The organism is Streptomyces sp. KR55, from assembly GCF_052245645.1.
GTDB lineage: Bacteria > Actinomycetota > Actinomycetes > Streptomycetales > Streptomycetaceae > Streptomyces > Streptomyces flavusporus.
Genome location: NZ_JBQQCE010000053.1, coordinates 17342 through 30672, shown reverse-complemented (window position 1 = coordinate 30672; position 13331 = coordinate 17342). Strand labels below are relative to the sequence as shown.

Below are 13331 nucleotides of genomic sequence, written 5' to 3'. Positions count from 1 at the left end.
TCGTGGACGGGGAGGGCCGGCTGACCGTCGGTGCGCTGACCGTGCACGTCGACGCCGAGGGCCTGATCCGGTTCCTCGACACCGCCGGCGGGGACGAGCTGCTCGCCGAGGAACGCGCCCACTTCTGGTGGCCCGGCCCGCGCCTCTACACCACCGTCGGCAACGGCCACCACCGCCTGGAGCAGCGGTTCGCCGCCTACGAGGGCGAGAAGCTGTACGGCCTCGGCCAGCACCAGCACGGGCGGCTGGACCAGAAGGGCCTGGTCCTCGACCTGGTCCAGCGCAACGCCGAGGTCGGCATCCCGGTGCTGACCTCCAGCCGCGGCTACACCCTGCTGTGGAACAACCCGGCGATCGGCCGCGTGGAGCTCGCGCACAACGGCACCCGCTGGGTCGCCGACTCCGCCCGCCAGATCGACTACTGGATCACCGCCGGCGCCCCGGCCGACGCCCAGCGCCGCTACAGCGCGGCCACGGGCCGTACGCCGATGCTGCCTCAGTGGGCGGCGGGCTTCTGGCAGTGCAAGCTGCGCTACCGCACCCAGGACGAACTCCTCGCCGTGGCCCGGGAGTACAAGCGCCGTGGCCTGCCCATCGATGTCATCGTCTGCGACTTCTTCCACTGGACGCACCTGGGCGAGTGGAAGTTCGACCCGAAGGAGTGGCCCGACCCGGCGGCGATGGTGCGGGAGCTGGACGAGCTCGGCATCAAGCTGGTCGTGTCGGTGTGGCCGTCGGTGTCCCCGCTGAGCGAGAACCATCCGGTCATGGAGCAGCGCGGCTACTTCATCGGCACCCAGTACGGCCCGATGGCGCACGCCGACTGGCCGGACAAGGAGGTCGCCTCCACCGTCCAGGTCGCCTTCTACGACGCCACCAACCCGGACGCCCGCGAGTTCGTGTGGTCGAAGGTACGCGACAACTACCTTGCCCCGTACGGCATCACGGCCTTCTGGCTGGACGCCTGCGAGCCGGAGCTGAAGCCCGGCTTCCAGGAGAACCTGCGCTACTGGGCGGGCCCGGGCCTGGAGGTCGGGAACATGTACCCGGCCGAGAACGCCCGCACCTTCTACGAGGGCCTGCTCGCAGAAGGCGAGTCCGACATCATCACCCTCAACCGCTCGGCGTGGGCAGGCAGTCAGCGCTACGGCGCCGCCCTGTGGTCCGGCGACATCGGCACCGACTTCGCGACCCTGCGCCGCCAGATCGCGGCCGGCCTCAACACCGCGCTCTCGGGCATCCCGTGGTGGAATACGGACATCGGCGGCTTCCACGGCGGCGACCCGGACGACCCGGCGTACCAGGAGGTGATGGTCCGCTGGTTCCAGTTCGGCGCGCTGTCCCCGCTGATGCGCCTGCACGGCTTCCGCGACCCGGGCATGCCGCTCGGCCCGGAGATGACCGGCGGCCCGAACGAGGTCTGGTCGTACGGCGAGGAGGCCGGGGCGATCCTGGAGCAGTACCTGCGGCTGCGTGAGCGCCTGAAGCCGTACATCCTCGACGTCATGCGCGAGGCCCACGAGGAGGGCCTGCCGGTGATGCGGCCGCTGTTCCTGGAGTTCCCCGAGGACCAGGCGGCCTGGGCGGTCGACGACGCGTATCTCTTCGGCCGCGATCTGCTGGTCGCGCCGGTGCTGACGGCGGGCGCCACGGCCCGCACGGTGTATCTCCCGGCGGGCGCGACCTGGACGGACGCGTGGACGGGTGAGACGTACGAGGGCGGTGCGGCCGTGACGGTCGACGCCCCGCTGGACCGGATCCCGCTGTTCCTGCGGGACGGGGCCTCGCTGCCGGTCGCCGGGTAGCAGCGGGGCATGCAGGAGGGGAGGGCCTCGGCCACCGGCGATGCGGTGGCCGAGGCCCTGCGGACATCCCTCAGCCGACGATCCGGCCCAGTTCGATCCGGTCGATGTCCGGCGCCCATGCGCTCGCGTTGCCGAACGTCACCTTGTTTCGGGAGGGGGCAGCATCGTGACCGGTACGGCGGATGCGACGCGGAACGGATTCTCCTGGGGGCATTCGGGCCTGGAGGCCGAGTTCGCGACCGCCTCGGACGGGACACTGCGGCTGGTCCGACTGGCAGTTCCCGATGGCGCCGGGTCGGCTGACCCCGAATCCGCCCTGCCGCTGGTCGAGTTGACCGCCCTGGGCCACGGGAGCGGGTGGTCCGGACCGCGCTTCACCGGTACCGCCTTCGGTACGCGGCTGCGTCACCGGGATCACCGCAGTGGTACGCGCGGAGGCTGGGACCGGCTGACCGTCGAACTTCACGACCCGGCAACCGGGCTGACGGCCTTCGCCGAGCTGTCCTCCCCCACCGGAGTGCCCGTACTCCGCTCCCGCGTCCGGCTCCGCAACGACGGCACGGAAGCTCTCGTCCTCCAGTCCGTCAGCAGCCTGCTGCTCGGCGGCCTGCCCTCCCCCGACACGCTGGACGTGCACCGGGCCCGCAACGACTGGCTGGCGGAGTGCCGTTGGTACACCGAGCCGCTGCGCGACACGGTCGCCGACATCCACGTCGACGCCCACCAGCACGACAGCCGGGCCGCCCTCGTCCTCGCCGGGTGCGGCAGCTGGCCCACCGACGGCCATCTGGCGATGGGGGCGCTGACGGAGCGGGGCGGTGGCCGGACCTGGCTGTGGCAGGTGGAGTCGCCGGCCGGCTGGCGCTGGGACCTGGGCGAACGCGCGCACGGGACGTATCTGGCGCTGAACGGCCCCACGGACGCCGAGCACCAGTGGCGGGTCCGGCTGGCGCCGGGTGAGGAGTTCACGACGGCGCCGGGAGCGCTGGCCCTCGGCGACGGCTTCGACGCGGCGCTGGGCGCCCTGACCTCGTACCGCCGCGCCGTACGCCGCCCCCACCCGGACCACACCGCGCTGCCCGTCGTCTTCAACGACTACATGAACACGCTGATGGGCGACCCGACGACCGAGAAGCTGCTGCCGCTGATCGACACGGCCGCCGAGGCCGGCGCGGAGTACTTCTGCATCGACTCCGGCTGGTACGACGACGACACACAGGGCTGGTGGGACGCAGTCGGCGAGTGGCTGCCCTCGTCGCGCCGCTTCCCCGACGGCGGGCTCGCGGCGGTCCTGGACCGGATCCGGGAGCGTGGCATGGTGCCCGGGCTGTGGCTGGAACCGGAGGTCGTCGGGGTGCGCAGCCCGGTCGCGTCCGCGCTCCCGCCCGAGGCGTTCTTCCAGCGGGACGGTGTGCGCATCGCCGAACAGGGCCGCCACCAGCTGGACCTGCGGCATCCGGCCGCCCGCGCGCACCTCGACAAGACGGTGGACCGGATCGTCGGCGACTGGGGAGTGGGCTATCTCAAGCTGGACTACAACATCGTGGTCGACCCGGGCACCCTTGCCGCCGGCGACCTCGCACCCGGCGCGGGGCTGCTCGGCCACGCCCACGCGTACCTCGACTGGCTGTCCGAGGTGCTGGACCGGCACCCGGGGCTGGTGATCGAGAACTGCGCCTCGGGCGGGATGCGGATGGACGGGGCCACGCTGGCCGTCACCCAGCTCCAGTCCACCAGCGACCAGCGGGATCCCCTGCGCTACCCGCCGATCGCCGCCGCGGCTCCCACGGCGGCCCCGCCCGAGCAGAGCGCCGTCTGGGCCTACCCGCAGCCCGAGTTCGACGACGACCTGATCACCTTCACGCTGGGCGGGGCACTGCTCGGCCGCATCCACCTCTCGGGCCACCTGAACCGCATGTCGGAGCACCAGCTGGGGCTCGTACGGGACGCGGTGGACACGTACAAGACGATCCGCGGGGATCTCGCGCAGGCGGTGCCGTTCTGGCCGCTCGGTCTGCCGGGCTGGACGGACGAATGGCTGGCGCTGGGGATGCGGGTACCGGGCGGGCCGTCGTACGTCTCGGTGTGGCGGCGGGGTGGCGAAGCCGAAGCCGGGACCTCACGCGAGACCGAACTCCGCCTGCGGATGGGTCACTTGGCGGCCCGCGAGGTCCGTGCGGAGATCCTGCATCCGTCCGCTATGGGCGCCGGCTCGGCGGTCTGGGACGGCGACGGGCTGCGGGTGTCGCTGCCGCGCGCGCCCGGCGTGCTGCTGGTCCGGCTCGCTTCGGGCGCATAGGGTCCGGCTGACAGCCTTCGGCCCGTTCTCGACGGCGCCGAGGCGCTGTTCCTGCAGAACGGCGGAGCCGTGCCGGTGCGCCTCGGAGATCGCCGCATGAGTGGCGGTGCGGTTGCCGAGCGCGGCATGGGCGAAGGCTTCCCGCATGGCCGGCATCGACAGCACGCGCGGGGTCGTCCCGACGGCGGCATGAGCCTCATCCTGGGCGGCACTGACGTACGCCAGTGCGTCTCCGGGCTTGTCCTGGTAGGCCGCTTGAAGGCTCATGCACGCCAGCGCGTTGGCCACGAACTGTCGGTCGCCGATCTGTTCGGCCAGTTGCAGAGCCGCGGCGAAGTACGTACGGGCCTGGCTGTACTGGCGCGCGTCGAAGTGCGTCCAGCCGGTGAGACGGGCCAACTCGGCCGCCACCGCGTACAGCTCGTGCTGGATGGGCTCGGCGCGGCTGTTCTTGAGCAGACCGACGACGTACCGGAGTTGACCGACCACCGTCGGCCGCATGGCTTCACCTCCGTGGCCGAGAACCGCCGTCTGGTGATCGGCATGGACGTACCCGGCAAGCCCGCGCCCGCGGTCATGACCATGGAGCTCGGTGAGCAGGACAGCCACCACACACAGATCGTGCTCAGCCAGACCTGCGACACCGCCGAAGAACGCGACGTGGCCGAGCAAGGCAGCACCATGCTCCTCGACAACCTGAGCGCCTTCCTGGCCGAGAAGGCGGGGGACTGAACTCTCCCAGAGCTCACTGGCGGGCCCTCCCTGTGTACTTATAGGCACAGCAAGCCCGTTCGATGAGATACGTTCGCCCCCGCCGAACCTGCCGTCGTCTCGCCCTCGAAGGGAAGCCGTCCCCGATGTCCTCCGCTCCGCTCCCCCTCGCCCTGGCCGATCTGCTGCTCCGGCCGGGGTTCGGCTCCCGGCGCGTGCCCGACCGGGTCTTCGACCGGCTCGTCGCCAAGGCCGGGCAGGCGGAGGGGGACCAGCAGTTCGTCGACGACTTCCGGTTCCTGCTGCGCTGTTGGGCCAAGGCCGAGAACCTCACTCCGGTCGGCTGGCAGTCCGCGCAGACCCACGTCCGCAGGCATCTCACCAACCGGGCCCGGATCCGGCGGCTGATCGCCGAGTGTCCCGCGATCGAGCAGGAGCCGGTCGAGAAGCCGGTGTTCGTGGTGGGCCTGCCGCGCACCGCGACGACGCTCACCCACGGCGTGCTGTCCCTTTCGGACGAGCACCGCAGCCCCCTGCTGTGGGAGCTGCTCACGCCCGACCTGGAGGTACCGCCCGGCCGGCGGCGCAAGGCGACGGCGCCTGCGCGTCACCTGGTCCAGGGAACCAATCTGTTCGCGCCACGCTTCCGCGACATCCATCCCCTGGTCGCCGAGGGTCCCGAGGAGTGCACCTTCGCCCTCCCGCACGCCCTGATGCCGCTGTCCTCGGCCCGCATACCCGAGTACCAGGCCTGGCATTACGAGCGGGACTTCGTCCCCGACTACCGCCACCTCAAGCAGGTCTACCAGGTCCTTCAGTACGGCCGCCCGCGCCGCCGCTGGATCCTGAAGTCCCCCATGCACCTGGAGAACCTCGACGCGCTGCGCACGGTCTTCCCGGATGCCACGATCGTGTGGAGCCACCGCGACCCGGCCACCGTCATGGCGTCGTTCTGCAGCCTCATCGAGCACGGCATGGTCCTCAGCACCCGCCCCGTCGACCTGCACGGCATCGGCGCCACCTGGCTCGAACTGCTGAGCCGCTCCGCGGCGCGCGGCCTGGCGTCCCGTGCCGCCATCCCGCGAGAGGCCCTGGTGGACGTCCCGTACTCCTGGCTCGGGTCCGACCCCGCTGTCGGCGGCGCCCCGAAGCTCTACGCCGCCGTCGGTGCCCGCTGGACCGAGGCGGAGGCCGCCAGGCTCCCCGAGGTCACGGCCCGCCCCAAGGGCACCCGCCCCCACCGCTACGACCTGTCCCGCTACGGCCTGACCCGCGCCGACGTCGAGTCGGCCTTCGCGGACTACAACGCCCTGCGGGCCGAGGTCGACCGCGCCTGACGGCACGGCCGACCGAACCCTGATCGCCTGTCAGCTGCTGCTGACCGTCAGGTTGTTGGTGATGAAGTCCAGGCCGCCGGACGACGAGGTGACCTCGTAGCCGAACTGCACGTCGCCGATGGTCTCGTTGCCCATCCAGCCCTTGGTGTCCTTGATCCACTTCAGGATCGGGAGGATGTTGACGGTGCCGGAGGTGGAGTCGGAGGTCCGCAGGAACGAGAAGACCTCGTTGGCGCCGTTGTTGCCCTTGTAGACGTTCCAGGTGTGGCCGCCGAGGGTGACGCTGCCCTGCGAGGTGCCGAGCGGGCCGACGGCTCCGTTGTAGTTCACCCAGAGCATGATCTCGTAGTCGTAGTCGGTGTCCCAGATGTCGTACGACGTGTTGTACGCGCCGGACGAGGGGACGGTGACGTTGTAGTTGCTGGTGAGCGAGCCGAGTGAGGTGATCGTCTTGTTGATCACCTTCTTGGAGTTGGGGTAGGACTTGATGCCGCCGGTGTTGGGGTGGTCGGCCCAGACTCCCCAGTTGGTGCCGGAGTTGGCCCAGATGCACTGGCTGCCGGCGCCGCTGCCCCAGATGTTGTTGTAGAGCGTGTAGCCGTTCAGGTTCGTGTTGCCCCACTGGTCGCAGGAGTTCCAGACGGCGGCGTGGGCGGGGGCGGAGGCGAGGCCGACGGTGGCGCCGAGCGCGAGGGCCGGGGCCAGCAGGGCCTTGGTGACCTTGCCGAGCGTGCTTGATGCCATGGTGTCCCTTCCATGGGTGGGGGGATTACGGGGTCTCCTGCGCCCCCAGGGTGAGGACGCAGGCCTCTCCGGCGACGAGGTCGAGCGGCTGTGCGCCGGAGGAAGTCCTGACTTCGATGCGCTGGGTGCGGGTGGGCCGCAGGACGGCGGTGGCGTCGTCCGGGCTCCAGGTGAGGTCGAGCTCGGCGCCGAACCGGGTGCGGATTCCCCGGAGTTCGCCCGCAGGGAGGCCGGCCGGCAGCGCGGGGAGCAGGACCAGCCGGTCGGGGGTCGACTGCACGAGCATCTCGATGAGCACCGCCGGGAGGGCGTGGGCGGCGTCCGCGTTGTAGACGTTCCGGTGGGGGTAGTGGGCGCTCATCAGGGAGGCGTGGAAGAAGTCGCCGTCCAGGACACTCGCGAGCGCCCGCGCGACCCGCTCGCTGTCCCGCAGCCGGGCCGCGATCAGGGCGTGGTGCAGATGGCCGTGCGCCGAGTCGTTCTCGGCGCCGCACAGCTCCAGCGCCCGGTGGGCGGCGGCCGCCAGGTCGGGGGTGTCGTACGGGTCGATCTCGTCGAGCGGCCAGACGCCGTAGAGGTGGCTGAGGTGACGGTGGTCGTAGGTGTCCTCCAGGCCGGGCCAGGCCCATTCGGCGAGGGCGCCGTCGGCGTTGATGCGGTGGGGCGGGAGGCGGTCGGCGAGGGCGCGCCAACGCGGGGCCTGTCCGGGGTGGTACTCGGCCGCCGTGAGAAGGGCGTGCCGGGCCGCGGAGAGATCCATGGCGGCGTTGACCGAGCCCCAGCTCGCGTTGGCGGGGCGGTTCTCCGGCGAGTAGGACGGCACGACGACCAGATGCCCGTCGGTGTCGGTCCGGGTCAGGAAATCCTCGTAGAACCGGGCGACTTCGGCGAGGACGGCGGCGGTACGGGGATCGCGTTCGCCGCGGGTCTCGTCGTGGTCGACGAGGGGCTTGAGCAGCCAGTCGGCGCCGGCGGTCCACAAGTGGAGGGGGTATTCGCGGCTGTAGTGGTACGTGAATCCGGACTCGCCGTCGGTGTGCGTGGGCGCCACGACGCCTCGGGCGCCGTAGATCGCGCGGGCGTTCTCCCGCCAGTCGGGAAGCTGGCGCTGGATCAGGGCTGCCAGGGCTTCCGTAACTTCGGGGAGTCCGGCGGAGGCGGCGGACGCGGTCTGGAGGTTGAGGTTGGCGTTGGTGGTGAAGGCGCCGGACCAGGCGGTGTTCCAGTCGCCGGTCCACAGGCCGGTGAGACGGGGCGGGTTCAGGCCGCTGGAGGAGAGGAGGTGGTAGCGGCCGGCCGCGAAGAGGCGTTCGAGGAGGGCTGGGCTCTGCGGGCGTTCGATCAGCTCGGAGCCGGGGAGGGCGCGGTCGGCCGGGTCGGCGGCCAGATCGAGGGTGACGCGGGTGTAGGAGGTGCGGTGGAGGCGTGCGTGGCGGTCGAGGAGATCGTCGTACGGCTGCTCGGTGAGGAGCTCGCGCAGGGCCCGGGTCTCTTCCACGACGTCCAGCTCGCCGGTGTGCCGGCGCACCCGGGTGAGGAGCAGCACGGACTCGGCTCCCGTCACGCGCACCCCGGGCGGGACCAGGGTCGCCGTGCCGCCCGTGACGGCGACCAGGGTCACTCCGGTGTAGGCGCGGTCGCTGTCCGGGTAGCCGGCCCGGAGGGTCAGCGCGGCGCCCTCGGGGGTGAGGAGGGTGCCGTGGCTGAGGGCCAGCGCGGCCGGTGTGCCCGGGAGTTGGTGGTCCTGGTGGATGTCGAGCGTGAGTCCCGGGCCCGCGATCTGCTGGACGATCACGTCGTCGGCGCGGGAGACGAAGACACGGCCGGTCCAGTCGGCGCTGCGGGCGGTGACCTCGCCGGTGGTGAAGTCGACATGTCGCCGGTAGTCGTGCACGTCCCCGGCCGGTCTGCGCAGCCGTAGCTGGAAGGCGGGATGGAAGGGCTGCACCCACTGCAGCGGCCGTCCGTCCGTGAAGCCCTCCGCCGCGGTGAGGTCACCGGCGAGCAGACGGTCCTGGAGGGCGGGGAGGTCGGCGGCCAGGTGCGGGGGGCGGGCGCGTTCGCCGCCGTTGGGGCGTACGAGGGTGTGGTGGGTGACGATGACACGGTCGTCGTTCGGATCTCCGAACACGAGGACGCCGTGGTGGCCGTTGCCGCTCAGGAAGGCGTCCTCCCAGCGGACGGCCGGGTGCGGTTCCCAGGTGCCGTGGACGGGGCCGGACCGTGTCATGGCTTCAGCACCGCCACTCCGTAGCGGTCCAGGCGGACCTCGCCGGTGACGGACGTGTCGGTGAGCAGGTCGTGCAGGGTGCCCGGGACGGGGACGGTGACCGGCTCGCGCCCGTGGTTGAGCACGAAGAGCAGCTCACCGCGGCGTACCGCCTCGACCCCGGCGGGGAGGCCGTCGACGACCGGGCGGGCGCCGGCCTCGGCAGCGGCGCGGGTGAGCAGGTCCTTCAGGGCGTCCGGCTCCGGGAGTGTGGAGACGTACCAGGCGCTGCCCCTGCGCAGGACGGCGGGCAGTCCGTCGAGTTCACCGCCCTTGTAGGGGATCGTCTCGTCGGCGTCCGGTGCGGCTTCGATCTCCTCCGACCAGAGCGTGCCGCGGAAGCCGTCGCACTCGACGGTCTCCCCCGCGTCCAGCGGCCACCACTCGTGCAGGGTGCGGATGCCGAACAGCTCGCGCAGTCGGCCGTCCATGCCGCCCGGCCGCACCCGGTCGTCCTCGTCGGCGACGCCGGTCAGGAAGCCGCAGACGAGGGTGCCGCCCCCGCGGACGTACGTCAGGAGGTTCTCGATCGCCCGGTCGGTGAGGAGGTAGAGCTGCGGGACGACGACGAGGCGGTAGCCGGACAGGTCGTGCTCGGGATGAGCGAAGTCGGTGGTGAGGTGCGCCTCCCAGAGGGCGCGGTGCCAGGTGCCCAGGACGGCCGGGTGGTCGACCTCGGTGGACAGGCGGCCCTCCTGGGCGCCGGCCCACCAGGAGTGCCAGTCGTGCAGGATCGCGACCTCGGCTTCCAGGTGGCTGCCCGTCACCTCGGGGCCGATCTTCGCGAGCTCGGCGCCGAGCTGCTTGACCTCCTGGAAGGTACGGCCCTGCTCCCCCGCGTGACTGACCATCCCGGAGTGGAACTTCTCCGCGCCCTGCCGGGACTGCCGCCACTGGAAGTAGCAGACGGCGTCCGCACCGCGCGCCACGGCCTGGAGGGACCACAGCCGGTTGAGGCCACGCGGCTTGGGGTGGTTCACGCCGCGCCAGTTGACGGGGCCGGCCGCCTGCTCCATCAGCATCCAGGGGCCACGCGCCTGGGAGCGGGTCATGTCCTGAACCAGCGCGCCCTGCTGTGCGCCGAGCGGGTCCCGCGGGTCCGGGTAGAGGTCGACGGAGACGACGTCCTCCTCCTCGGCCCAGCGCCAGGCGTCCTGGCCGATCCACAGCGGCATGAAGTTGCTGGTGACCGGGATGTGCGGGGAGCGCCGGCGGACGATGTCCCGCTCGGCGACGTAGCACTCCAGGAGCATGTCGGAGGTGAAGCGCCGGAAGTCGAGCACCTGGGTGGGGTTCTTCAGGTAGTGCGCGTGGCGCGGGGGCAGGATGCCGGACCAGGTGTCGTAGCCCTGGCTCCAGAAGGCGGTGCCCCAGGCGGTGTTGAGGGCGTCGAGGGTGCCGTATCTGTCCTGGAGCCAGCGGCGGAAGCGTTCGGCGGCCTCGTCGCCGTAGTCGAAGGTGCAGTACTCGTTGTTGATGTGCCACATCGTGAGGGCGGGGTGGGCGCCGTAGCGGGCGGCGAGGTCCTCGGTGATGGCGGCGGCGTGCCGACGGTAGGTGGCGCTGGAGTGGGAGAAGTGCTGGCGGCCGCCCCAGTGCTCGACGCGGCCGTCGGCGTCGCGGGGCAGGGTGTCCGGGTGGAGGCGGCCCAGCCAGGGGGGCGGTGAGGCGGTGGGGGTGGCGAGGACGACGCCGATGCCGGCTGCGTGCATCAGGTCCATGAGCCGGTCCAGCCAGCCGAATTCCCGTACTCCCGGGCGGGGTTCGAGCTTCGCCCAGGAGAAGACGCCGAGGGTGACGGAGTTGACGCCGGCGTCCTTCATCAGGCGGACGTCCTCGAGCCAGGTCTCCTCGGGCCACTGCTCGGGGTTGTAGTCGCCGCCGAAGAGGATGCGGCCGCGGGTGGCGTCGGTGAGCGCGGGGCCTTTGCGGGTCGGCATCAGACGGGCTCCCCGTACTGGATTCCGCGCCCGTTGGTGGCGAGGTAGACGCGGCCGTGGATGCGCGGGTCGCCGGTGATGGCCTCGCCGGTCCAGCCCCACTGGTGGGCGTCGTCGTTGATCCGCACCCAGGTCTTCGCCTCGTCGTCGGAGCGGTAGACGGCGGTGATGGCCTCGGTGGAGCCCACCTGGTAGATCGCGGGGTATGCAGCGCCGTCGGCGGCCTTGCCGAAGCCGACGGTGTGCGAGGCCCAGCAGCTGTCGACCTTGGCGAAGGTGACGCCCCCGTCGGTGGAGCGGCACAGCCCGTTCGACTTGGTGGAGAGCCACAGATCGCCACTGCGCCCGGGAGCAACAGCGATCTTGAACTGACTGTCCCCGGAGGGCAGGGCGGCCGCACGGGCGGTGAAGGAACGGCCACTGTCAGTGCTGGCGTACAGCGTTCCAGTGTCGGTGTCGTACGCGTAGAAGAGCGTCGGGTCGGCCGGGTCGGCGACCGGCGTGGCGCCCTTCGGGAAGGAGGAGACCTCGGACCAGGTCGCGCCGTTGTCGGCGGATCGGTGGGCTGCGTACTTCGTGCCGTCCCAGTGCACGAAGGACCACAGCAGCACGCTGCCGTCGGCGTTGGTGGCGATCGGCCCCGGTGCGCTCTTGGCGATGTCGGGCTGGGCCGCGAAGGGCGCCCAGGTCCGGCCCCCGTCGTTCGAGTAGGCGCCGTTGCCGTGATCGCCCCACCCGGTGCGCACGACGTACGCCGGCCTGCCCGCGGCCTGCGCGAGTCCCGTCGCCGACCCGAACACGGGGTTCGTCGCCATGCCGCGGGAGGGGGACGCCGTGAGCCGCTCGTGGTACATCACCCCGATGTCCCCGAGTCCGCTGATCAGGTGCGCCTCTCCGACCGGGGGCGAGATCAGCTGGCGCACGGACGTCTCCTCCAGGCCGCGGATCTGCGGGGCCCAGTTCTTCAGGTCACGGGTGCCGTAGAGGGTGGCGCCGGTGCCGTAGACGATGTGCTTCGAGTCGTACGGGTCGACAGCGAGCGCCTGGATCCACCAGCCGAACTTCGGCTCGTCACCACCCCACTTGAGGTAAGGAGTCTCGGAGACGTCGAACACAGCGGAGTCCTTGAGGGACGTCCAGGTGCGACCGCCGTCCGTGGAACGGTAGAGCGTGTCGACGGCGGCCCAGCGGTTGTTGGTCGAGACGACGACGGTGCCAGGGCGACGGGCGTCGACGGCGACGCCGCCGTAGCCGAAGCTGTCGGCCGACCCGTCGGGGGTGGTCCTCCCCGGCTTCGCCGGCGTGACGTCGGTCCATGTGCCGGTCGCCGTGGCCAGCTTGTGCACGCTGCCGTCGGACTGGCCGTTGGGGCCGGGGGCGTCGGCGTACGTCACGTACAGCGCGCGTGTGTGGCGGTCGTAGGCGGCACGGATCAGGACCTTGGCGTGCGTGCCGGTGGGCTGTCCGGGAACGGGGTGCCAGGTGGTGCCGTCGGTGGTCCGGTAGAGGTGGGGCGAGCTCCCGTCCCCGTCACCCCAGCCGGCGTAGACGGCCCGCCCGGCCGCGACGAGCAGGGTGACCCCCTGCCCGGAGGCGCTCGGCGTCGCCGGGAAGCCGGTCACGGCTGCCCAAGTGGCGCCCCGGTCGGTCGACTTGAGCAGACCGTCGTGCCGGGTGCCCAGCCACAGGGTGTCGCTGTCCCGCGGATCGACGAGCAGCCGCTCGCCGGCTCCCCGTCCGTCCTCGTTGGCGCCGAGCTTCACGGTCAGGTCGGTGCGCTTCCAGGTGGCGCCGCGGTCCTCGGAGCGCAGGATCGCGCCGTTGCCGGCCCAGGGCTGGGCGTAGGTGCCGAGGGCCAGGTAGACCCGGTCGGGGTGGGCGGGGTCGACCGCCATCGCCTCCACGCCGAGCAGGTTCCAGTCGTCCCAGCCGAGGTGATCGGTCAACGGGGTCCAGCGGGCCGCCCGGTCGTCCCAGCGGTAGGCGCCGCCGATGTCGGTACGGGCGTAGGCGAGCCCGCGCACGGAGGGATGGAACAGCACGCCGGTGATGAATCCGGTGCCGCCGATGACGACGGTGCGCCAGCGGTAGGCGGAGGCGGCCGAGGCTCGGGCTGCCTGTGCCGGGCTTCCGAGGACGGGAACGACGGCGAGCGCGGCGGCAGTCCCGGCAAGGACGGCGCGTCTGCTGGGTCGGGACGTGCGCATGACATACCTCGACTTGGAA

Annotated in this window: 7 protein-coding genes and 1 pseudogene; 3 read left to right on the top strand and 5 right to left on the bottom strand. The window is 71.7% G+C overall.

What is annotated here, in order from left to right:
• Nucleotides 1–1805: glycoside hydrolase family 31 protein (locus ACTWQJ_RS10675; protein WP_443306392.1), on the top strand; the 1805-nt coding region annotated here is incomplete at its 5' end.
• 166 nt (nucleotides 1806–1971) lie between these two features.
• Nucleotides 1972–4104 (top strand): glycoside hydrolase family 36 protein, encoded by a 2133-nt coding sequence (locus ACTWQJ_RS10670; RefSeq protein WP_443306391.1) that lies wholly within the window; start codon nucleotides 1972–1974, stop codon nucleotides 4102–4104.
• Between the two features lie 69 nt (nucleotides 4105–4173).
• Here ACTWQJ_RS10670 and ACTWQJ_RS10665 read toward each other — a convergent pair.
• Nucleotides 4174–4620: pseudogene (locus tag ACTWQJ_RS10665) on the bottom strand (hypothetical protein); the annotation flags it as partial.
• 341 nt (nucleotides 4621–4961) lie between these two features.
• Here ACTWQJ_RS10665 and ACTWQJ_RS10660 point away from each other — a divergent pair.
• Nucleotides 4962–6152, top strand: coding sequence for a sulfotransferase family protein (locus tag ACTWQJ_RS10660; protein ID WP_443306390.1), 1191 nt, complete (start codon nucleotides 4962–4964; stop codon nucleotides 6150–6152).
• A gap of 30 nt (nucleotides 6153–6182) precedes the next feature.
• Here ACTWQJ_RS10660 and ACTWQJ_RS10655 read toward each other — a convergent pair whose 3' ends face one another.
• The 4 genes from ACTWQJ_RS10655 to ACTWQJ_RS10640 are packed head-to-tail and all read right to left on the bottom strand — an operon-like array spanning nucleotide 6183 to nucleotide 13312.
• On the bottom strand, nucleotides 6183–6896 hold the full coding sequence (locus ACTWQJ_RS10655; protein ID WP_443306389.1) for a glycoside hydrolase family 12 protein: 714 nt from the start codon (nucleotides 6894–6896) through the stop codon (nucleotides 6183–6185).
• Nucleotides 6897–6921: 25 nt separating this feature from the next.
• Complete coding sequence (locus ACTWQJ_RS10650; RefSeq protein ID WP_443306388.1) at nucleotides 6922–9126, bottom strand: glycosyl hydrolase family 95 catalytic domain-containing protein; 2205 nt, start codon at nucleotides 9124–9126, stop codon at nucleotides 6922–6924.
• Entirely contained in the window at nucleotides 9123–11105 is a 1983-nt protein-coding gene (locus ACTWQJ_RS10645) for a beta-galactosidase (protein ID WP_443306387.1), read from the bottom strand. Before ACTWQJ_RS10645 ends, ACTWQJ_RS10650 begins: the two co-directional genes overlap by 4 nt.
• Complete coding sequence (locus ACTWQJ_RS10640) at nucleotides 11105–13312, bottom strand: 1,4-beta-glucanase (protein ID WP_443306386.1); 2208 nt, start codon at nucleotides 13310–13312, stop codon at nucleotides 11105–11107. Before ACTWQJ_RS10640 ends, ACTWQJ_RS10645 begins: the two co-directional genes overlap by 1 nt.
• Nucleotides 13313–13331 lie beyond the last annotated feature (19 nt).